A 21,533-nucleotide genomic window follows, 5' to 3' on the forward strand; every position below is an offset into this window, starting at 1 on the left:
TGAGAAGTGTCACAGGTTCTCTGGGATTGATCTTGGATTTACTGACCCAATTTATTTCGGTCGGGGCGCGTTTTCGTAAGGCTTTTCGATGCGAAGTGAAGTCGTATCTACGTGAAGGGCATGTTGCTTTTCATCCGGTTCGTAGTACGTTCGCGCTGTGGTGGGTCTGGACTGGGGCGGGGAAGATGCGTTGCTTCCGGTCAAGCTCTGCAATGAGGTCGGTTATTCGCATAAAATCGGCATCCCCGCGAGTAGATAGCCGTTTTTGCGAAAACTTCACCTCATTTACCAGGTATTTTGATTTTACGTTCTGCTGTCTACTTGCCAAAACCGCGGCTCTATGCGAATAACCGACCTCATTGCATCGCGGACACCCACTCATAGCGCATGTTGCGAAGTGAGACTGGGTTTATTCATGTTGACAGTGTCCGCGTACTCATCTGGCGCGGTTTTGGCAGTATCGCGAGCAGCGTTGGGCGTTGGTTTTATGGCCCATACAGCACGCAGGCACGTGATGATTTAGCAATGGCTCCCGCTTTGATGTGCAAGGGCCTTATGCTTGGGTGCAATTGCGCGACTCCTGCTGCGGATGTGCCGGCACGCTACACAAGGAGTTCCCAGACCTCTTTACCCAAGTTTCGGGCGAGTTTGTTCAGCGTGGTAAGCGTGGGGTTGGACCTGCCGTTTTCAATGAGGTCGAGTTCGACACGGCTGATGCCCATCTGCAGCGAAAAATCGACCTTCGTGAGGCCTGCGCCGGTGCGAATAGCGCGGATGTTGTCGCCGAATATCTGGTGAATGTTCTTATCCATGCCATTGAGCTTGGCAAGTTTTTCACGGAGAACGAAACCATGATTTACGTTCCGGGTATTCGGCATACGGAAAACAAGATTTGCCGTATCTGCGTCGGGCTCTCACAGCGTATTGGGCTCTTGCGCATGCGCTGTAGTACCGCGCATGCGGCGGAATAGAAAAGTACAACCCAAATGTGGAGACTTTCCGCGTTCTTACAAAAAACAGGAAACGCCCGGGCGCGTGGTCTGTTGACGCGCCTCCTACGCGCGCGTATCATAGCGAACCGCATGTTCTGCGGGAGGATGCTGACTCCCCTTAACAAGCCGTTGCACTTTGAATTGGAAGCTGGATATTTACGAGAAGGAGTACGCTTTGCCTACTATCAACCAGCTGGTTCGCCAGGGCCGTCGTTCGACGCCCAAGAAGTCCAAGAACGCCGCTCTTAAGCGCAACGCGCAGAAGCGCGGTGTGTGCACCCGTGTGTTCACCACCTCCCCCAAGAAGCCGAACTCCGCTCTTCGCAAGGTCGCCCGTGTGCGCCTCGTGAATGGCATCGAGGTCACCGCCTACATCCCCGGTGAGGGCCACAACCTGCAGGAGCACTCGATCGTGCTCGTCCGCGGCGGTCGTGTCCGCGACCTCCCTGGTGTGCGCTATCACATCATCCGTGGCTGCTACGACTGCGCCCCTGTTGCCAACCGCAAGCAGGCCCGTTCTCAGTACGGCACCAAGCGCCCGAAGTAGAACTGCGTAGACCCCGATCATTCTTAGTTAGAGGAGAAACACTATGCCGCGTCGTGCAGCAAAAACTCATCGCCGCGAGGTTCAGCCTGATGCTGTTTACAACAATCGCCTCGTGACGCAGCTCATCAACAAGGTCTTGCTTGACGGCAAGAAGTCCACCGCCGAGCGCATCGTTTACAGCGCGTTCGAGATGGTTGCCGAGAAGACCGGCGAGGACGCCCTCGCTGTGTTCAAGAAGGCCATGGACAACATCAAGCCGACCCTCGAGGTCAAGCCCAAGCGCGTTGGTGGCGCCACCTACCAGGTTCCTATGGAGGTCAACGCCCGTCGTTCCACCCAGCTCGCTATTCGCTGGATGGTCAACTTCTCTCGCGCTCGTAAGGAGAAGACCATGGCCGAGCGCCTTGCCGCCGAGATCATGGACGCCTCCAACGGCGTCGGCGCTTCCGTGAAGAAGCGCGAGGACGTCTTCAAGATGGCCGAGGCCAACCGCGCGTTCTCTCACTATCGTTGGTAAGTTACAGGAAGGAACTGACACATGGCTAAGCCCAAGTACAAGCTTTCCGAAACTCGCAACATCGGCATCATGGCCCACATCGATGCCGGCAAGACCACCACGACCGAGCGCATCCTGTACTACACCGGTAAGACGCACAAGATCGGTGAGGTCCATGAGGGCGCTGCCACCATGGACTGGATGATTCAGGAGCAGGAGCGCGGCGTTACCATTCAGTCCGCCGCCACCACGTGCTTCTGGAAGAAGGATGACAAGACCTACCGCGTCCAGATCATCGACACTCCGGGCCACGTCGACTTCACCGCTGAGGTTGAGCGCTCCCTGCGCGTTCTCGACGGTGCCGTCGCCGTGTTCGACGCCGTTGCCGGCGTTCAGCCGCAGTCCGAGACCGTGTGGCGCCAGGCTCGCAACTTCAACGTCCCCCGCATCGCGTTCATCAACAAGTATGACCGCGTGGGCGCCGACTTCTTCCACGCTATCGACACCATGAAGGAGCGCCTCAACGCCAACGCTGTGGCCATCCAGGTCCCGATGGGCGCCGAAGACAACTTCTGGGGCGTTATCGACCTCGTGACCATGACCGCTTGGGACTTCAAGGCCGACGACAAGGGCATGACCTATCCCGAGCCGATGGATGAGATCCCCGCCGAGTTCGCCGACATCGTGGAGGAGAAGCGCGCCGAGCTGCTCGACGCCGCCGCCAACTACGACGACGACCTCATGATGATGGTTCTCGAGGACGAGGAGATCCCTGTGGACACGCTCAAGGCAGCTATCCGCAAGGGTACGCTCGCCAACGAGCTCAACCCGGTTCTCGTGGGCTCCGCCTACAAGAACAAGGGCGTGCAGGAGCTTCTCGACGCCGTTGTGGATTACCTCCCGAGCCCGCTTGATGTCCCGCCCGTGGAGGGCACCAACCCCAAGACCGGTGAGACCGAGACCCGTGAGGCCTCCGCTGACGCTCCGTTCGCGGCCCTCGCCTTCAAGATCGCTACCGACCCGTTCGTCGGCAAGCTCACCTTCTTCCGCGTGTACTCCGGTCACATCGACGCCGGCTCCTACGTGTCCAACGCCACGAGCAACAGCCGTGAGCGCTTCGGCCGCATCCTCGAGATGAACGCCAACGACCGTATCGACGTCGACGGCGCCACCGCGGGTGACATTCTTGCCGCCGTGGGTCTCAAGAGCACCACGACCGGCGACACCCTGTGCGAGGAGGGCAAGGAGATCGTCCTCGAGCAGATCGAGTTCGCCAAGCCCGTTATCGACATCGCCATCGAGCCCAAGACCAAGGCCGAGCAGGACAAGATGTCCATCGCGCTGACCAAGCTCGCCGAGGAGGACCCGACCTTCCAGGTGTCCACCAACCACGAGACCGGCCAGACCATCATCGCCGGCATGGGCGAGCTGCACCTCGAGATCATCGTCGACCGTCTGCTCCGCGAGTTCAAGGTCGAGGCCAACGTGGGTAAGCCCCAGGTCGCCTACCGCGAGGCTCCGGGCCATGACGTCGAGAAGGCCGAGGGCAAATTCGTTCGCCAGTCCGGTGGTCGCGGCCAGTACGGTCACGCCGTTATCAAGCTGGAGAAGATGGAAGAGGGCTTTGGCTACGAGTTCGTCAACGCCATCGTCGGCGGCGTCGTGCCCAAGGAGTACATCCCGTCCATCGACAAGGGCATCCAGGAGGCGCTGAACACCGGCGTTATCTCCGGCTTCCCGGTCGTCGACGTGAAGGTCACCCTGTTCGACGGCTCCTACCACGAGGTCGACTCCTCCGAGGCCGCCTTCAAGATCGCCGGCTCCATGGCCATCAAGGACGCCCTGCGCAAGTCCGACCCCATCCTCCTCGAGCCCTACATGGCCGTTGAGGTTGAGACCCCCGAGCAGTACATGGGCGATGTCATGGGCAACCTGTCCGGTCGCCGTGGCAAGATCGAGGGCATGGACGACCGCGGTGGCAACAAGGTCATCCGCGCCAAGGTGCCGCTGGGCGAAATGTTCGGCTACGCCACCGACCTTCGCTCCCAGACCCAGGGTCGCGCCTCTTACACCATGCAGTTCGATTCCTACGAGCCGGCACCCAAGTCGCTCGTGGAAGAGGTCATGGCCAAGAACGGAACCAACTAAGGTCCCTCGCCCGTAGTAGTATCGACGCGAGGGTGTCCTCGCCCATCCCCTTTGGAGGTAGAAGTGTCCAGCCAGAAGATCAGGATCCGTCTTAAGGGCTATGATCATGAGGTCGTGGATCAGTCTGCGAAGCTGATCGTCGAGACCGCCCAGAAGACCGGTGCTCGTGTGTCCGGCCCCATTCCGCTGCCCACCGAGCGCAACCTGTACACGGTTATCCGCTCCCCGCACGTGAACAAGGACTCCCGTGAGCAGTTCGAGATGCGCACCCACAAGCGCCTCATCGACATCCTTGAGCCCACGCCCGGCACCGTCGACTCGCTCATGCGTCTCGACCTTCCCGCCGGTGTCGACATCGAGATCAAGCTCTAAGCTGCTCGACTGACATCAACGTGAAAAGCCGCTGCCTTCGGGTGGCGGCTTTTTGTTTACGGAACTATCGGCGATAAAAGGTATTCGGCTTCGCCGTCTTAAGGCGACGGTTTTTCATGCTCAACGCACAACGAGGTAGGGTTTTCACACTGTTTGGGCATTTTGGCAAGTAGAGACAAAAGCTGCAAGCAATTTACCTGTGGTTTTATATTTGGGAATCCGCGGTCTACTTGGACAAACCGGGTTTCTATGCGAAAATCCTGTCTCATTGCGCATTACAGTTTTCCCTACAAGATGGGTAGCTTAATTGCAAGCTGTGCGCTAAAGCGTGGTATACTACGCGTGTTTGTGGTTAATCGCTTGCATACATGAGCGCATATCTGGCATTGCGTTAAGGAGCCGCTGGTATATGCCACGTTTTACAAGCGATGCCCGGAACGGCGGAAGAACGTACCGCATTGATTGTCCTGCGTTTGCCCGGCGTGCCCAATCGGTCCTAACGAAGCGGTGGTCGCTTCGTGCAAAGATGCAGGTAATCCTGCGAATGGAGGCAATTATGGGACGTTTTACCAACCCGCGTGACCTTTATTTCGGTGAGGGCGCTCGCCACGAGGTCAAGAACTTCGTGGGCAAGAAGGCCGTCATTGTGACCGGCGGCGGCTCCATGCGCCGTGGCGGTTTCCTTCAGGATGTCCAGGCCGACCTTGAGGCTGCCGGCATGGAAGTCAAGCTCATCGAGGGCGTCGAGTCCGACCCTTCTGTTGAGACCGTTATGAAGGGCGCTGCCGTCATGGCCGAGTTCGAGCCTGACTGGATCGTCGCCCTCGGTGGCGGCTCTCCGATCGACGCCGCTAAGGCCATGTGGATCAAGTATGAGTATCCTGAGACCACGTTCGAGGATATGTGCAAGGTCTTCGGCCTGCCCAAGCTGCGCACCAAAGCCCACTTCTGCGCCATTTCCTCTACCTCCGGCACCGCGACCGAGGTCACCGCGTTCTCCATCATTACCGACTACGCCCAGGGCATCAAGTTCCCGATTGCCGACTTCGAGATTACCCCGGACGTCGCCATCGTCGACCCTGAGCTCACCTACACCATGCCTGCCAAGCTCTGCGCTCACACTGGTATGGACGCGCTGACCCATGCCATCGAGGCTTACGTCTCCACCGCTGCCTCTCCCTACACCGATGCCAACGCACTTTACGCCATGCGCGAGATCGTGACCTGGCTGCCCAAGTCCTATGACGGCGACAAAGAGGCCCGTCAGCACATGCATGACGCCCAGTGCATCGCCGGCATCGCGTTCTCCAGCGGCCTGCTCGGCATCGTCCACTCCATGGCCCACAAGACCGGCGCCGCCTTCTCTGGCGACCATATCATCCATGGTTGCGCCAACGCCATGTACCTCGGCAAGGTCATCCAGTTCAACGCCAAGGACGAGCGCGCCAAGGGTCGTTATGCCTACATCGCCAAGGAGATCTTCCACCTCGACGGCGAGACCGACGAGGAGCTCGTCGAGGCTCTCGTTCAGATGATCCGCGACCTCAACGACCGCATCGACATCCCGCAGGGTATCAAGAATTACGGTGCCAAGGGCGTCAAGGCCGACGAGTCCATCATCGACTACGAGGAGTTCGAGGCCAAGAAGCACGACGTTGCCGCCAACGCCATCCTCGACGCTTGCACTGGCTCCAACCCGCGTCAGCCGTCCCAGGAGGAGATGGAGCAGCTGCTCGAGTGCGTCTACAACGACACTCCGGTGACGTTCTAAATTCACTGAGCATCGCTTTCGTTGCTGATGTGCAGGGTCCGTGCAAGTATGGTGCGGACCCTGTTTTGTTGTGAAAGGCGTAACGGTGCTCTAGCATTCCGCCCGCGGTTCTGCTACGATAGCGAAGCTTCGGGTTGTGGCTCAGTTTGGTAGAGCACTGCGTTCGGGACGCAGGGGTCGCTGGTTCAAATCCAGTCAACCCGACCATTGCGTAATAGGCGAGCTCGCGCTGTTCAGCGGGCTCGCTTTTCTCTTATGGCTTGTCTGCTTTACTGCGGTGTGGGTGAACGTCCCGTTTGCCGCGTGGTCACGGTCATATGGTTGCTCCAGTTGGAACGTTGGAAGGGAAGACCGACGTGAACGAGTGGATTTATTCGCGTGCCCAAGGGGATCGTTCGCGCGTGGGCGCGCTGACGGGCATGGTGTGCATCATGCTCAACATCATCTTGTGCGCCGCAAAGGGCGCGATCGGCCTGGTGTCGGGTTCGGTGTCCATCGTGGCCGATGCCTTGAACAACCTCACCGACGCGTCCTCCAACATCGTGAGCGTGCTCGGCTTCAAGCTGGCGAGCCGCCCGGCCGACCCCGAGCATCCGTACGGACACGGGCGCTATGAGTACCTATCGGGCCTTGTGGTGGCGGTGATGGTGCTGCTCATTGGCATCGAGCTGTTGAGGTCATCGATTGAGAAGATCATCGCCCCCACGCCGGTGGACTTTTCCCTGGCGCTCGTTGCGGTGCTCGTGATGTCGATCGCGGTGAAGCTCTGGATGGCGGCGTTCAACAGGGGGCTCGGCAATCGCATCGACTCCGAGACTCTGATCGCCACTGCGCAGGACTCCAAAAACGACGCGATTGCAACTGCTGCAGTTTTGCTTACGAGCATCATCGGCCAGTTCACGGGGGTCAACCTCGATGCCTGGGCGGGCCTTGCCGTGGGCGGTTACATCATCTACAGCGGCGTGGAGCTCATCAAAGACACGATTGACCCGCTGCTGGGTGAGGCGCCCGACCCCAAGCTCGTGGAGCACATTCGCTCTACGATCATGAGCTACGATGGCGTACTCGGTACGCATGACCTTATGGTGCACGACTACGGTCCGGGCCGTCAGTTCGCCAGCGCGCACGTGGAGATGGCGGCCGAGGACGGCCCCTTGGTGAGCCACGATACCCTCGACAACATCGAGCAGGCATTTAAGGACAACGAGGGCCTGATCGTCACGCTGCACTACGATCCCATCGTCACTAATGACCCCGAGGTCCTGGATATGCGCAATCGGATTAATGACATGGCGAAGAGTATCGACCCGCGTATGAGCATCCATGATTTGCGCTGCGTGCCAGGCCCCACCCACACGAACGTCATCTTCGACTGCCTGCGTCCGGCGGGATGCGCGCTGTGCGCCGCCGAGATCAAGGAGCGCCTGTCGGAGCGTGTGATCGCCGTGTATCCCCAGGCCATCTGCAAGATCACGGTGGACGAGGATTACGTGAGCGCCGCGCAGTAGGCGAGCGAGTTCGGGGAGGGCGAGCAAAGATGTCAAAGCTGTATCTCATGAGACACGGGCAAACTGAGTACAACATGCAGTTGCGTGTACAAGGCCAATGCGACTCTCCGCTTACCGAACTTGGCGTAAAGCAGGCGCATGCGGCCGCCGCTTGGTTTACCGCACATGACGTGCATTTTGATCGGATGTGCGCCTCGCCGCTCGGTCGCACACGGGCAACCCTCGACACCATACGTGCGGACCTTACGGCCGCCGGCGATACAGCACTTCCGCCCATTGAATTCATCCCCGGGCTCATTGAACGCAGCTACGGAGTATTCGAGTCCGGTCCTCGCGAGGATGTGCCCGCGGACCTGTGGGATCCCGGCGATGCCTTGGTCCCGTATGGGGGAGAGGGCAACGCCTCGGTGCGGTCTCGCATGGTGGACACCCTGACGCGTATCATGCTTGCGCCTCACGCCGATAGCGTTCTCGCGGTGAGTCATGGTTCGGCAACCTATCAGTTCAAGCAAGCGTGGGAACACTTGGCAACGTGTCCTCAGGACGTGCATTTGGGAAATTGTTGCATCCTGGTCTACGAGTTCGATCCCGCCACGCAGTCATTTATGTGCGAGCAGATCGTCAACCACAGCGTGGAATAGGCGTTGAACGAATAAATAGGTTGGGGCAGACATAGCCCCTCAGCTCAGCTCTTCGAGAAATCGCCTGATGGGCTATGTCTGTCCATTGGACCCCATTATTCGATCGAAACAATTCGTTCCCATTACCTATGGCCTCTTGTTGTTGCCTATGGTTTTTGTCATTTGAAGGGCATCAAAATGCAGAATTCCATAGGCAATGGCCGACAAGCATAGGCAACAGCTGCTGACCATAGGCGATAGAAGGCACATCAAGCAGAACGGACATATAAGATCTGCCGCGAGTTCCGCACGAGCCGAAGGATTCAGTGAATCCTTCGTGCGAGCAGGACTGTTCGAGCGCCGGACCTTATATGCCCGCTCTGTCCATCTCAATTTGCATATCTTCACCAGCAAAAACATTGCGAAGACAATATGGAGACGCGCGGCAACGTGTACAATAGTCAAGCTGTGCTTACTGGGAGGATTATGCCTGTAGCATCTACGTGCTCAAATGGGTTGCCGTGCCGTGATGCGAGGGAAAATGCAAGCAGCAAGCGCAGTAGTCCGTATGTGGTCCGCTGGGGGCACTCGCAAGGGGTGAGTGCAAAGTCCCAAGACCACCGAGAAGTTGGAGATCGTCAATGATCAACATGATTCTCGGCCGCAAGATCGGTATGACCCAGGTTTGGGACGAGGACGACAACGTCGTGCCCGTCACGGTCATCCAGGCTGGCCCCTGCACCGTCTCGCAGGTTAAAACTGAGGCGACCGACGGCTATGACGCCGTCCAGATCGGCTTCGGCGACATCAAGGCCAAGCATGTGAACAAGCCCATGGCTGGTCACTTTGCCAAGGCTGGCGTCGAGCCCGTCCGTTACCTCCGTGAGGTTCGCGTCGAGAACGGCTCCGACCACAAGGTCGGCGATGTCGTGACCGTCGCAGATTTCGAGGGCGTTGCCAAGGTCGACGTCATCGGCACCTCCAAGGGTAAGGGCTTCCAGGGTCGCATCAAGCGCTGGAACCAGCGCCGCGGTCCTATGACCCACGGTTCCCACATCCAGCGTCACCCCGGCTCCATCGGCCAGTGCGCTTACCCGGCCCGCGTCCTCAAGGGCGTCAAGATGGCCGGTCACATGGGTAATGCTCGTGTGACGGTGAAGAACCTCTCTGTTGTCCGCATTGATGCTGAGCAGAACCTCATCCTTGTCAAGGGCGCTGTGCCCGGTGGCAAGAACGGTCTGGTCGCCATCCGCATGGCGTAAAGGAGGATCGTCGAATGTCTATGTTTGAGGTGAAGAACGCCGAGGGCAAGAAGGTCGCTGAGACCGAGCTCGCCGAGGGCGTGTACGGCATCGAGCCGAACATCCACGTCATGCACCACATCGTTACGTGCCAGCAGGCTTGCTGGCGTCAGGGTACCCAGTCCACCAAGGGCCGTTCTGAGGTCTCCGGTGGCGGCAAGAAGCCGTGGCGTCAGAAGGGCACCGGCCGTGCTCGCCAGGGTTCCATCCGCGCTTCCCAGTGGCGTGGCGGTGGTGTGATCTTCGGGCCCAAGCCCCGCACCTACGTCAAGCGCATGAACAACAAAGAGGTCAAGCTCGCTATGCGCTCCGCTCTGTCTGCGAAGGTTCGCGACAACGAGCTCGTGCTCGTGGACGACTACGGCTTTGAGAAGCCGTCCACCAAGGCCGCTGTTGCCATGCTCAAGGCTCTTGGCATCGAGGGCAAGCGTCTCACGATCATCGTTCGCGAGGACGACATCAACGCTTACCTCTCCTTCCGCAACATTCCCAAGACGTGGATCATCACGCCGTCTGAGGCCAACACCTATGACCTCATCAACAACGGCGCTCTGCTGATGCCCGCCGACGTCGCTGCTCACTTCGGGGAGGTGCTCGCTTAAATGACCGCTCACGAGATCATCATTCGCCCCATCGTGTCCGAGCGTTCCTACTCCGCTATGGAGGAGAACAAGTACACCTTTGAGGTGGCCAAGAACGCCAACAAGTACCAGATCAAGGACGCCGTCGAGGAGATTTTCGGCGTGAAGGTCGTTCGCGTGAACACCCTCATCGTCAAGCCCAAGACCAAGCGTGTGCGCTATGTCGCTGGCAAGACGCGTTCCTGGAAGAAGGCCGTCGTCACCGTGGCCGAGGGCCAGTCCATCGAGGTCTTTGGCGCCTAGGTCTAACGACTGAGTTATTTGTCGCTTGCCTCTCAAATGGGGAGGCAAGCGCAAGTCACACCGTGCGTTAAAAGAAGAAACGCCCGGTGCCGTGGTAATCCGGTGTCACCGTATCCGCACATCCCCGCTTGCGGTGGCCAACGGATCGATTTGAAGGGATAAGGTAATGGCTGTAAAGCACCTTAAGCCGACCAGCGCAGGCAGGCGCTGGCAGACGATCTCGGACTTCGCCGAGATCACCTGCACCACGCCCGAGAAGTCGCTTCTCGAGCCGCTGCCCGTCAAGGCTGGCCGCAACAATGCCGGTCGCATCACCATGCGCCACCAGGGTGGCCGCGTGAAGCGCCAGTATCGCGTCATCGATTTCAAGCGCAACAAGGACGGCGTGCCCGCCAAGGTTGCCACCATCGAGTACGATCCTAACCGTTCTGCTCGTATCGCCCTGCTCCACTATGTGGACGGCGAGAAGCGCTACATCCTCGCCCCCAAGGGCCTCAAGGTCGGCGACACCATCCTGTCCGGTGCCGGCGCCGACATCAAGCCGGGCAACGCCATGCCGCTGTCCGAGATCCCCGTGGGTACGCTCATCCACGCCATCGAGTTCATGCCCGGTAAGGGCGCCGCGATCGCTCGCTCCGCCGGTACCGCCTGCCAGCTCATGGGCAAGGAGGGCAAGTATGCCATCCTGCGTATGCCCTCCTCCGAGATGCGCCGCGTGCTCGTCACCTGCCGCGCCACCGTCGGCGAGGTCGGCAACGCCGAGCACTCCAACATCGTCATCGGCAAGGCCGGTCGTCATCGCAAGATGGGCGTCCGCCCGACGGTCCGTGGTACGGTCATGAACCCTGTCGACCACCCGCACGGCGGTGGCGAGGGTCGTTCCCACACCTCTGGTCGTCCGTCCGTCTCTCCTTGGGGCACCCCGTCTAAGGGCTATCGCACCCGCAACAAGAAGAAGACGTCCAACGACCTCATCATCCGTCGTCGTAAGAAGTAACCGATACCCGTTAGGAGAAAGCACTTATGAGCAGAAGTCTCAAAAAGGGCCCGTTCGTAGAGGCGCGCCTCCTCTCGCGTATCATCGCGATGAACGAGGCTGGCAAGAAGGACGTCGTGAAGACCTGGTCTCGCGCGTCCACCATCTTCCCCGAGATGGTCGGCCACACCATCGCCGTCCACGACGGCCGCAAGCATGTTCCCGTGTACGTCACTGAGTCCATGGTCGGTCACAAGCTGGGTGAGTTCGCTCCCAGCCGTACGTTCCGTGGCCACAAGGCCAAATAGGGGGTTTAGGTAAATGGCTACTACTTCCACCGAGACCCGCGAGGTCCGTGCCACGGCTAAGTACGTGCGCGTGTCCCCCGGCAAGGCTCGCCTCGTGATCGATCTGATCCGCGGCAAGAACGTTGCCCAGGCCTTCGATATCCTCCACTTCTGCACGCGCTCCGTCGCCGTGGACGTGGAGAAGGTCCTGCGCTCCGCTGTTGCCAATGCCGAGCACAACAATCAGATGCGCGCCGACGACCTGTTCGTCAAGGCCGCATATGTCGACGAGGGCCCCACGCTTAAGCGCATCCGTCCTCGCGCCAAGGGCTCCGCTTCCCGTATTCTGAAGCGCACGAGCCACATCACCGTCGTCGTCGCTCCCCGAAAGGAGGCATAAGCGTCATGGGTCAGAAAGTCTATCCCACTGGTTTCCGTCTTGGCATCACCGAGAACTGGCGCTCCCGCTGGTTCGCTGAGAAGGATTACGCCAAGACTCTCGGCAACGACCTCGAGATCCGTAAGTTCCTCGAGAAGCGTCTCGCCCGTGCCGCCGTCTCCCGCGTGGAGATCGAGCGCGCCGGCGACAAGGTGAAGGTTATCATCCTCACCGCCCGCCCCGGCGTTGTCATCGGCAAGAAGGGCTCCGAGATCGACGGTCTGCGCACCGAGCTCGAGGCTGTCGCCGGTGTTTCCAAGGGCAACCTGTCCGTCGACGTCATCGAGGTCAAGCGCCCCGAGCTCGACGCCGTTCTCGTTGCTCAGTCCATCGCTGAGCAGCTCGAGGGCCGCGTTGCCTTCCGTCGCGCCATGCGCAAGGCGGTTCAGTCCGCTCGCAAGGCCGGCGCCAAGGGCATCCGTATCCAGTGCTCCGGTCGTCTCGGCGGTGCCGAGATGGGCCGCCGCGAGTGGTACCGTGAGGGCCGCGTGCCGCTGCACACCCTCCGTGCCAAGATCGACTATGGTACCGCCACCGCCCACACCACCATGGGCTCCTGCGGTGTCAAGGTCTGGATCTACCAGGGCGAGAAGCTCCCGGGCCAGCCTGTTCCCAACATGGCTCTCGAGGGTACCTCCCGTCCGCGTCGTCGCAATAACGAGAGGAGGGGTCAGTAGTGCTTGCTCCTAAGCGTATTCTCCACCGCAAGGTGCAGCGTGGCTCCATGAAGGGCCAGGCTAAGGGCAATACCGAGCTGCATTTCGGCGAGTATGGTATCCAGGCGCTCGAGCGTCATTGGATCACCAACCGCCAGATCGAGGCCGCTCGTATCGCCATGACCCGCTACATGAAGCGTGGCGGTAAGGTCTACATCACCATCTTCCCGGATAAGCCCATCACCAAGAAGCCGGCTGAGACCCGCATGGGTTCCGGTAAGGGCAACCCCGAGGAGTGGGTGGCCGTCGTCAAGCCGGGCCGCGTTATGTTCGAGATCGCCGGCGTGTCCGAGGAGATCGCTCGCGAGGCCCTGCGTCTTGCCCAGCACAAGCTGCCGATCAAGACCAAGATCATTACCCGCGCACAGAACGGGGAGGACAAGTAATGAAGCCCGCAGAGATCCGTGAGCTTTCCGACGAGGCCTTGGCTGAGAAGCTGAAAGAGGCCCGTGCCGAGCTCTTCAACCTTCGTTTCCAGATGGCCACCAGCCAGCTGGACAACACCGCTCGCGTGAAGACCGTGAAGAAGGACATCGCTCGCCTCCTTACGGAGCAGCGCGCTCGTCAGATTGCAGCGGAGAAGTCCGCTGTTACCGAGTAGTTCAGGAGTAAAGAATGGCTGAAGCAACTGAGCGCAACGCGCGCAAGGTCCGCCAGGGCGTCGTTACCTCCATCATGGGCAACAAGAGCATTGTTGTGACCGCGACGGAGCAGAAGCGCCATCCCAAGTACGGCAAGATGATGACCAGGACCAAGAAGTTCCACGTCCATGACGAGGAGTGCACCGCTGGTGTGGGCGATACCGTCCGCATCATGGAGACCCGTCCGCTGTCCGCTACCAAGCGCTGGCGTCTCGTCGAGATCATCGAGCGTGCCAAGTAAGCTGTCGATGTAAGTTTCCCAGCGATGTGCGCCCGTCCGGCCACCACCGGTGTCCATTGAGGACGGTCGCACCTCTCGCTGGCCTAGGTTCGGAAAGGTTCCAACCATGATTCAGATGCAAACCATGCTGAACGTTGCCGACAACTCCGGTGCGCGCAAGGTTCGTTGCATTAAGGTGCTGGGCGGCTCTAAGCGCCGCTATGCCGGCATCGGTGACGTCGTCATGGCCGCCGTTCAGGAGGCCACTCCGGGCGCTAACGTCAAGAAGAAGGATGTTGTTCGCTGCGTCATCGTGCGCACCGTCAAGGAGGTCCGCCGCAAGGACGGTTCCTACATCCGCTTTGACGACAACGCCGCCGTCGTCATCAACAAGGATGGTTCGCCTGTCGGCACCCGTATCTTCGGGCCTGTCGCTCGCGAGCTCCGCGACAAGAAGTACATGAAGATCGTCTCGCTCGCACCCGAGACCCTCTAACGTAAGGGAGAGACCACTATGTCTATGTCCATCAAGAAGGGCGACAAGGTCGAGGTGCTCTCCGGCAAGGATCGCGGCACGCAGGGCACCGTTCTGCGCGCGCTGCCTTCCGAGGGCAAGGTCGTTGTCGAGGGCGTGGCTGTTGCCAAGAAGGCCGTCAAGCCCAACCCCAATAACCAGCAGGGCGGCATCGTCTCTCAGGAGATGCCGATCGACGTTTCGAACGTCATGCTCGTGTGCCCCGCTTGTGGCAAGCGCACCCGCGTTGGCCATGAGGCCGGCGAGCTCGACGGTCACAAGACCAAGCTGCGCGTCTGCAAGAAGTGCGGCCACAAGTTCTAATCCGTACGGACAGAGCTTAAACCTTTGAGCCCTGGGTACGTCCATTGCATGTCCTCATCTGTCGTTTGAGATGGATGAGGAATTGTGCAGGGGTGTATCCGGGGCTTTTTGCATTCGTATGCTGGATGAGCCTTTAATGCAAGACGAGCTTTCGTTTCGCGCGTAAAATGATTGCGTTGTTCCGCGGGAAAAGCGTTCTTGCGTTGGCGAATTCGCTTGCGTGTTGCGTAATGAAGGGATTGCCATGAAGCTGTTTGCCTACACCTTAAGGCCCTTTGATGAGCTTCCATTCCTTGAGGAGGTTTGTAACGAGCTCAATATCGAGTTCGATTGGACCTCAGATGCCCCTACGCTCGACAACGCAGACCTTGCCGCAGGTGCAGACGCGCTGAGCATCATCACGAACCCCATGACATCCGGGCTGCTCGATCGCTATCACGAGCTGGGGATCAAGGCTATCGGCACCCGTTCTATCGGATACGATCACATCGACCTGGCGCATGCGCAAAAGGTCGGGATTCGTATTGCCCATGCAGTGTACCCTCCCGAGGGCGTTGCCAACTACACGATCATGCTGATGCTTATGGCGTTGCGGAACATGAAGCTCATCATGAACCACAACGAGGTGCAGGACTTCTCACTCGTGGGCAAACTCGGTCGCGACATTTCTTCTTGCACGGTTGGTGTTGTGGGCACCGGTGCCATCGGCTCGTGTGTGATTCGCCATCTCACGGGGTTCGGTTGCCGTATTCTTGCGTACGATCCCTTTGAGCGAGAAGACATTGCGCAGCTGGCAACCTACGTCGACCTCGATACGCTGCTGGCTGAATCCGATGTGGTGACGCTTCACGCTCCCGCCCTGCCCGTGAACCATCACATGATTGCAACTCCGCAGTTCGCTCGCATGAAGCAGGGTGCTGTGCTGGTCAACGCCGCACGTGGCTCTCTCGTTGATACCGAGGCCTTGTTGGATACCCTTGAGTCCGGTCATCTTGCCGGTGCAGCGCTCGATACCATCGAGAACGAGACCAACTTGTACTATCTCGATAAGAGCCGTGAGGTGCTTCCCAATCGAGATCGCGCAGCGCTTATGGCGCTTCCCAACGTGATCGTCTCGCCCCATATGGCGTTCTACACGAAGGAGGACGTGCGCGATATGGTATTCAGCACGACGCAGGCGTTGTTGGCGTTCTGTAACGAGCAGGATTCTCCACTTGAGGTGCGATAAGCCTTAAGCCGCGTGGGTGTCATTTCAATACGACGTGAGAAGCGGGAGGGCTCTTTTGCACGGGCCTTCCCGTTTTGTTTGTAACAAATAGGCGATAAAGAAAACTTGGTATAGGCATTATGGGAAAATGAGCCACACATATAGGCGCAAGACGCGTAGAAAGGACGACCTATGGTCACTCCAGTTCCAGTTGATGCCGCCGCAGCAGCAAACGCCGCATTTGCAGCTGTTGCAGACAAGCCGTTCCCCGAGGACATTTTTACCGCTCCTGAACTTCGCTGGGCATCGATTGGCTGTGGCGTCATTGCCAAGCAGATGGCTCAGTCGCTTGCGCTTGCAGGTCGCACCGTGCAGGGTATCTACAATCGCACGCGTTCCAAGGCCGAGGCATTTGCCGAGCAATATGGCGTGGCAAAGGTGTACGACAGCGTGGAGGAGCTCTACGCCGACCCCGAGATCGACGCCATTTACATCTCCACGCCGCACAACACTCACATACAGTATCTGCGCGGAGCCCTTGCCGCTGGCAAGCACGTTCTGTGCGAGAAGGCCATCACCCTCAACTCCGAAGAGCTTGACGAGGCACGTTCCCTTGCACGCGAGCACAACGTGGTGCTCATGGACGCAACGACCATCTTCCACATGCCGCTGTATCGCGAGCTGCTGAGCCGCGCACAGGCGGGCGAGTTTGGCCGTCTGCACCTCGCTCAGGTCAACTTCGGCAGCTTCCGCGATTACAACGATGTGAATGGTCGCTTCTGGAATCGCAGCCTCGCCGGTGGCGCCATGCTCGATATCGGTGTCTACGCGCTTTCCATCGCGCGTCTGTTCATGGAGAGCAAGCCGGACGAGATCGTGTCGCTTGCGAACATGTTCAAGACCGGCGTGGACGAGGAAAGCGGCTTTGTGACGCGCAATGCCGAAGGCCAGCTGGGCGTGTTCTCGCTTTCGTTCCACGCCAAGCAACCCAAGCGTGCCGATCTGTGCTTTGATGATTGCTATATCGAGGTCATGAGCTATCCGCGCGCCGATCATGCCACGATTGTTTGGACCAACGACGGCCACATCGAAGAGGTCGCTCTGGGCGAAGAGGCATATGCCCTGTGCTACGAAATTGCGGACCTTGAGCAGGCGGTTGCAGGAGACGAGAGCAAGGCTCGCCTGCTCGACTATGCTGCCGACGTCATGGATGTGATGACCAAGCTGCGTCGCGACTGGGGCGTGGTGTACCCCGAGGAGGAGTAGGTAGATTCAGGCTGACGTCCCGGCACATCATTCCATGCTCAAACAGTCCTGCGCAAGACGGAGGGTCCACCGGACCCTCCTTTGCGTGCGGAACTGCGCGTGGAACGATGTGCCGGGACGTCGGTATGCAATTAGCAAAAAAGATATATGGGCCAAGTGACCGTTTTGAGCTGTGCAGCCGTATATCGTCCGCTGCGAGTTCCGCACGAGCCGAAGGATTCAGCGAATCCTTCGTGCGAGCAGGACTGTCCGAGCGCCGGATGATATGCGGCTGAACGGCTCAAGCTGGGACTGCTCGAGCATGGGACGATATGTCCGGTACGGCATGAGTGCGTTATATAAACCTGCGGAAATGCAATAATACATTGAAAATAAACCTGCGGAAATGCAATAATACGTTGAAAATAAACCTGCGGAAATGCAGAGGGCAGCCTATGGCAACGTTGTTCAAGCGCAAAATATACGATTCCATCCTTGAGTGGAAAGAACGTTCAAAAGGGCGAACAGCGCTGCTTATCGAAGGTGCGCGTCGTGTTGGAAAATCGACTGTTGTTGAGGCTTTTGCAGAGCATGAGTATAAAACCCATATCACACTGGATTTTTCCCGCGTATCACCGGAAATACGTGCTCTTTTTGACGACACCTCCGACTTGAATTACCTCTTTCTCCAGCTACAACTGCAATTTGGGGTTCAGTTGCACGAGAGGGAATCTCTCATTGTGTTCGACGAAGTTCAGCTTTGCCCTTCGGCTCGGCAGGCAATAAAGCACCTTGTTGCGGACGGTCGTTATGATTACATCGAGACGGGCTCGCTTGTTTCGATTCGGCGGAACACGGCGAATATCCTTATCCCAAGTGAAGAAGAAAAGCTCCAGATGCGTCCCATGGATTTTGAGGAATTCCGTTGGGCACAAGGGGATGAGGCGACATCCGAGCTTCTTCGCATGGCGTTTGATTGCCGTGCTCCTCTCGGCGAACAAATAAATAGAAAGCTCATGAGAACTTTCAGGTTGTATATGCTTGTCGGTGGCATGCCCCAAGCGGTTGAAGCGTATTTACAAACAAATAATCTGCAGGTTGTTGACGCGGTAAAACGAACAATTATTTCTCTATATGAAGAGGATTTTCATAAGATCAGCCCATCGGGTGCTCTCTCTATGATGTTCGATGCCATTCCGGCTCAGCTTGCAAAGAAAGCTTCTAGATATCAAGTTTCCAGTGTCATATCAGGGGCGCGTGCTGCAACCGTTCAAAATGAAATATCCGAACTTGTTGAATCGAAGACAGTTTTGATTGCTCATCATGTCGATGATCCAAATGTGGGAATGGCGGCAACGGTCGATCTCTCTAAATTTAAGCTGTATCTGGCTGATACGGGTTTGTTCGTTACATTGGCATTCAAAGACAGGGCGTTTACTGATAATTTGATATATGAAAAATTGCTTGCAGATAAATTGCCTGTCAATTTGGGTTCGGTATACGAAAATGTGGTTGCTCAAGAGCTGGTTGCACATGGCGATAGACTCTTTTATCACACATGGCCCAAACCGGGAGCCAATCGAAATTACGAAATCGATTTCATTCTTACGCGCGGCAAAAAAGTGCATCCAATCGAGGTAAAGTCTTCCGCACATACCGCTCATGCCTCGCTCGATGCTTTCCAAGAAAAGTACTCTTCAAGAATCGGGGAGAGATATCTCGTTTATACACGTGACATCCGCCGCGAAGGCGGTCTTCTGTATTTACCGACATATCTTGCAGCATATCTTTGATCATTCCACGCCTTGGAAAAGGCAACCGGAGGTAGAACCGGGCATGCGGCGATCGGGCGCGCGTCCGGCAAGTGCCGCGTCAAGGGCGCGACGGGCGCGGGTCACACGACGTGCAAGTTCCTCGGGCTCGAGCAGCGTACCGTCTACGAGGAAACGGGACACACCCGCACGGAGAAGCTGGGGAATCTGCGGTGTGGCGTCGATGGGTTTGTCCGCGTAGAGGCGGCTACGACCGTTGAGGCCCGTGCGAACGGGCAGCAAACGGCCGTCGATGTTTTTGAGCTTGAAGTCGCGTGTGCGTAGGCGACAGTTGGCGCAGTCGTGGATACAGGCACCGGCAACTTGAAGGATGCAATGTTCACTCGTCATGACGCGCGATGCGCCCAGCACCATGAGGCCGAGCGTGGCGCCGTTCGCATGAGGTGCGATTTGCTCGATTTCGGCAAGCGTGAGCTCGGGAGAGAGCCATGCGCCCGTTGCGCCGCGTTCGGCAAGCGCGGTAAGGCACGCGACGTTGTGTACGGGAATGCAACTGCGAAGTTCTGCGTGCGCGTTGCGTTCCGCTGCCAGGGCGAGCTCCGAGATGGTGCCCACGGCGATGGGGGCGTCGCTTGCAGCCCAGGGGTCGAGACGATTGTGATCGATGGCGCGTGAGACCTCATCCAATACAGGGATGAGGTTCCGATCAGTCGCTTCGCTAGGGGAGATACCTGCGGCAATGAGGTCATCAACCATCATGTAAATGCGGGTGGCACCTGCTTGTCGCGCGGCACGCGCGGCATCAAGTGAGGGTGCGAGCGCGCAGATTTCGGGTGCTGTGCACTGGGCTTGCTTTGGAGTTTGGGATTGCGGCGACGACGCTGTTTGTGCGGTGATGATGCGGCCGGTGTCGAGCGAGGCTTCGCGCGCGGCCCACTCCGACAAAATGACGTGCTCAAGTGCCTCGCACGCAGCGGCGCGGACCTTATGCACGGCGGAGAATCCCATGCCGCACCCCTCGTCCAGCTGGACATCAAACGAGGAGGCTTCAAAGGGGGAAGAGCCCATACGACCCACGTGCTCAATGAGGTCATCGCACGTTACGGCCTTACTGCGCGCAGGTTCCACCACAAAACCCTCGGCACGTGCCGTGAGCTCAGGTTGGTCATGGCAGGTGAGCACCACGGCAAACGGCTGGCCCAGGCGAGCTTCAACGCGTGCGTCAACCAAACGTTTCCGCGCGATGGGGCGCTTGAGCGCCGCGCTGGAAGCGTCGAGCGCCGCCTGACTGCGAATGAGGCGCACGCGAGATCCCGCAGGCATGGGGCGTGCGGTGCGGCATTCCACCACGGAACCTGCGCCTAAATCCTCCGGCGCAATGGTGGTAAGGAACTGGTCGAACTCGTCATCGTGGCGCAGCTCAAGCAGGTCACCTTTACCCACAGGCTCGTCGAGGCGAATCTTGGTCCACGCGGCACGGCGGCGTTTGTCATCGGGTTTGAGTCCCTTAGTGTTGCCGAGCGGTCGGCTGCCCAACACCTCGCCCACAATCTGACCGCGGTTGTTCGAGCGCTCGTAGCTCATCATTTCGTCGCCAGAGCGGCCTTCTTGGTATTCATAGGTGAAGTCGCGATTGAAACACCGTTTGAGCTGGCGATAGCGTGCCTCAGCATCCTCAGGGGTGGTTGTGCGCTCGGCGAGCAGATCATCGAGCTGCGCGCGATAGGCGCTTACGATGGAGTGGACATAGTCGGGTGCTTTCATACGCCCCTCGAGCTTGAGGGCGTGCGCACCGGCGTCGAGCAGGCGATCGAGCATGTCGACGGTGCAGGTATCGCGTGGGCAGAGGGCGCGCTCGCGTCCCGCACTCGACCATGAGCGCCCCTTCTCGTCAATCAGCTCATAGGGCAGGCGACACGGCTGCGCGCACATGCCGCGGTTGGCGGAGCGGCCGTGCGAAGTGAAGCTCGACAGTAGGCAAATGCCCGAATAGCAAAAACAAATCGCCCCATGGGCGAACACCTCGAGTTCAATGCCCACGTGGGAAATCTCAGCGATCTCGTCGATGGAAAGCTCGCGTGAGAGGGTGACGCGGTCCGCGCCGACGTTGCGGCACCACGCGGCTCCGCGGGCGTCGTGGATGTTCGCCTGTGTGGAGATGTGCGTTTCGATATGCGCCAGCAAGCGGCGAATCTCAAAGAAGAGGCCCCAGTCCTGGATGATGAAGGCGTCGGCGCCGAGGAGCCAACAACGTTCCACCAGTTCAAGCGCCTGCTGCATTTCGCTGTCTTTGATGATGACGTTAACGGTTACATACACGCGCGTGCCCGCGAGATGGGCGGCGCGACAGGCCTCTCCAAATGCCTCGTCGGTGAAATTCGCAGCCTTGCGACGCGCGTTAAAAGAGCCCATTCCGCAGTAGATGGCATCGGCGCCGGCGGCAAGCGCCGCATAGAACGGTTCGGGGCCTCCGGCGGGCGCAAGTAGTTCAGGGCGTGTGTGAGCGGCGTCGCGAAGTGATGTGACAGGGGAAGAAGAAGGCATGGCAGACTC

The 21,533-nt window shown here is 58.7% G+C and carries 24 protein-coding genes and 1 tRNA gene; 23 read left to right on the forward strand and 2 right to left on the reverse strand.

The features are described 5' to 3' along the window. Positions 1-602 precede the first annotated feature (602 nt). Complete coding sequence (locus C1711_RS07025) at positions 603-812, reverse strand: helix-turn-helix domain-containing protein (protein WP_102338633.1); 210 nt, start codon at positions 810-812, stop codon at positions 603-605. A 355-nt stretch (positions 813-1,167) separates the two neighbouring features. On the opposite strand from C1711_RS07025, the gene rpsL reads away from it, so the two are divergent. From rpsL to C1711_RS07140, 23 genes are all read left to right on the forward strand, one after another. After that, on the forward strand, positions 1,168-1,539 hold the full coding sequence (gene rpsL, locus C1711_RS07030) for a 30S ribosomal protein S12 (RefSeq protein WP_102338391.1): 372 nt from the start codon (positions 1,168-1,170) through the stop codon (positions 1,537-1,539). Between the two features lie 43 nt (positions 1,540-1,582). Then, positions 1,583-2,056 (forward strand): 30S ribosomal protein S7, encoded by a 474-nt coding sequence (gene rpsG, locus C1711_RS07035; protein ID WP_102338392.1) that lies wholly within the window; start codon positions 1,583-1,585, stop codon positions 2,054-2,056. Positions 2,057-2,077: 21 nt separating this feature from the next. Beyond that, positions 2,078-4,183 (forward strand): elongation factor G, encoded by a 2,106-nt coding sequence (fusA, locus tag C1711_RS07040; RefSeq protein ID WP_102338393.1) that lies wholly within the window; start codon positions 2,078-2,080, stop codon positions 4,181-4,183. A 63-nt stretch (positions 4,184-4,246) separates the two neighbouring features. Then, complete coding sequence (rpsJ, locus tag C1711_RS07045; protein WP_102338394.1) at positions 4,247-4,555, forward strand: 30S ribosomal protein S10; 309 nt, start codon at positions 4,247-4,249, stop codon at positions 4,553-4,555. Positions 4,556-5,111: 556 nt separating this feature from the next. Beyond that, positions 5,112-6,326, forward strand: a complete 1,215-nt coding sequence (locus tag C1711_RS07050; protein WP_102338395.1) for an iron-containing alcohol dehydrogenase — start codon at positions 5,112-5,114, stop codon at positions 6,324-6,326. 130 nt (positions 6,327-6,456) lie between these two features. Then, a tRNA-Pro gene (locus C1711_RS07055) sits at positions 6,457-6,533 on the forward strand. A gap of 149 nt (positions 6,534-6,682) precedes the next feature. After that, entirely contained in the window at positions 6,683-7,834 is a 1,152-nt protein-coding gene (locus C1711_RS07060) for a cation diffusion facilitator family transporter (protein WP_234346326.1), read from the forward strand. A 29-nt stretch (positions 7,835-7,863) separates the two neighbouring features. Then, on the forward strand, positions 7,864-8,475 hold the full coding sequence (locus tag C1711_RS07065; protein ID WP_102338397.1) for a histidine phosphatase family protein: 612 nt from the start codon (positions 7,864-7,866) through the stop codon (positions 8,473-8,475). 620 nt (positions 8,476-9,095) lie between these two features. After that, positions 9,096-9,716 (forward strand): 50S ribosomal protein L3, encoded by a 621-nt coding sequence (rplC, locus tag C1711_RS07070; protein WP_102338398.1) that lies wholly within the window; start codon positions 9,096-9,098, stop codon positions 9,714-9,716. 14 nt (positions 9,717-9,730) lie between these two features. Next, a complete protein-coding gene (rplD, locus tag C1711_RS07075; protein ID WP_102338399.1) occupies positions 9,731-10,357 on the forward strand; it encodes a 50S ribosomal protein L4 in 627 nt (208 codons plus the stop codon). Beyond that, the gene (gene rplW, locus C1711_RS07080; protein WP_102338400.1) at positions 10,358-10,639 is read left to right on the forward strand and encodes a 50S ribosomal protein L23; all 282 of its coding nucleotides are present in this window, start codon (positions 10,358-10,360) and stop codon (positions 10,637-10,639) included. It begins immediately after the preceding gene. A gap of 166 nt (positions 10,640-10,805) precedes the next feature. Beyond that, complete coding sequence (rplB, locus tag C1711_RS07085) at positions 10,806-11,636, forward strand: 50S ribosomal protein L2 (protein ID WP_102338401.1); 831 nt, start codon at positions 10,806-10,808, stop codon at positions 11,634-11,636. A 26-nt stretch (positions 11,637-11,662) separates the two neighbouring features. Further along, on the forward strand, positions 11,663-11,923 hold the full coding sequence (gene rpsS / locus C1711_RS07090; protein ID WP_102338402.1) for a 30S ribosomal protein S19: 261 nt from the start codon (positions 11,663-11,665) through the stop codon (positions 11,921-11,923). A 13-nt stretch (positions 11,924-11,936) separates the two neighbouring features. Continuing rightward, positions 11,937-12,302, forward strand: a complete 366-nt coding sequence (gene rplV, locus C1711_RS07095; protein WP_102338403.1) for a 50S ribosomal protein L22 — start codon at positions 11,937-11,939, stop codon at positions 12,300-12,302. Positions 12,303-12,307: 5 nt separating this feature from the next. Next, positions 12,308-13,018 carry a 30S ribosomal protein S3 gene (gene rpsC / locus C1711_RS07100; RefSeq protein ID WP_102338404.1) on the forward strand — a complete coding sequence of 237 codons (711 nt, stop codon included), beginning with the start codon at positions 12,308-12,310 and terminating at the stop codon, positions 13,016-13,018. Beyond that, complete coding sequence (gene rplP, locus C1711_RS07105) at positions 13,018-13,443, forward strand: 50S ribosomal protein L16 (RefSeq protein ID WP_102338405.1); 426 nt, start codon at positions 13,018-13,020, stop codon at positions 13,441-13,443. The genes rpsC and rplP overlap by 1 nt, the downstream gene beginning before the upstream one ends. Then, positions 13,443-13,658 carry a 50S ribosomal protein L29 gene (rpmC, locus tag C1711_RS07110; RefSeq protein WP_102338406.1) on the forward strand — a complete coding sequence of 72 codons (216 nt, stop codon included), beginning with the start codon at positions 13,443-13,445 and terminating at the stop codon, positions 13,656-13,658. Before rplP ends, rpmC begins: the two co-directional genes overlap by 1 nt. A 14-nt stretch (positions 13,659-13,672) precedes the next feature. Beyond that, positions 13,673-13,939 carry a 30S ribosomal protein S17 gene (rpsQ, locus tag C1711_RS07115; RefSeq protein ID WP_102338407.1) on the forward strand — a complete coding sequence of 89 codons (267 nt, stop codon included), beginning with the start codon at positions 13,673-13,675 and terminating at the stop codon, positions 13,937-13,939. Positions 13,940-14,045: 106 nt separating this feature from the next. Then, positions 14,046-14,414, forward strand: coding sequence for a 50S ribosomal protein L14 (rplN, locus tag C1711_RS07120; protein WP_006720295.1), 369 nt, complete (start codon positions 14,046-14,048; stop codon positions 14,412-14,414). 18 nt (positions 14,415-14,432) lie between these two features. Continuing rightward, the gene (rplX, locus tag C1711_RS07125; protein ID WP_102338408.1) at positions 14,433-14,756 is read left to right on the forward strand and encodes a 50S ribosomal protein L24; all 324 of its coding nucleotides are present in this window, start codon (positions 14,433-14,435) and stop codon (positions 14,754-14,756) included. Between the two features lie 244 nt (positions 14,757-15,000). Next, complete coding sequence (locus tag C1711_RS07130; RefSeq protein ID WP_102338409.1) at positions 15,001-15,984, forward strand: D-isomer specific 2-hydroxyacid dehydrogenase family protein; 984 nt, start codon at positions 15,001-15,003, stop codon at positions 15,982-15,984. A gap of 171 nt (positions 15,985-16,155) precedes the next feature. Further along, complete coding sequence (locus C1711_RS07135; RefSeq protein ID WP_102338410.1) at positions 16,156-17,229, forward strand: Gfo/Idh/MocA family protein; 1,074 nt, start codon at positions 16,156-16,158, stop codon at positions 17,227-17,229. Positions 17,230-17,663: 434 nt separating this feature from the next. Then, on the forward strand, positions 17,664-19,001 hold the full coding sequence (locus C1711_RS07140; RefSeq protein ID WP_102338411.1) for an ATP-binding protein: 1,338 nt from the start codon (positions 17,664-17,666) through the stop codon (positions 18,999-19,001). On the opposite strand, the gene C1711_RS07145 is transcribed toward C1711_RS07140, so the two are convergent. Further along, positions 19,002-21,524, reverse strand: coding sequence for a U32 family peptidase (locus C1711_RS07145; RefSeq protein ID WP_234346328.1), 2,523 nt, complete (start codon positions 21,522-21,524; stop codon positions 19,002-19,004). Between the last annotated feature and the right edge of the window lie 9 nt (positions 21,525-21,533).

This window comes from Collinsella provencensis (assembly GCF_900199705.1).
Lineage (GTDB): Bacteria > Actinomycetota > Coriobacteriia > Coriobacteriales > Coriobacteriaceae > Collinsella > Collinsella provencensis.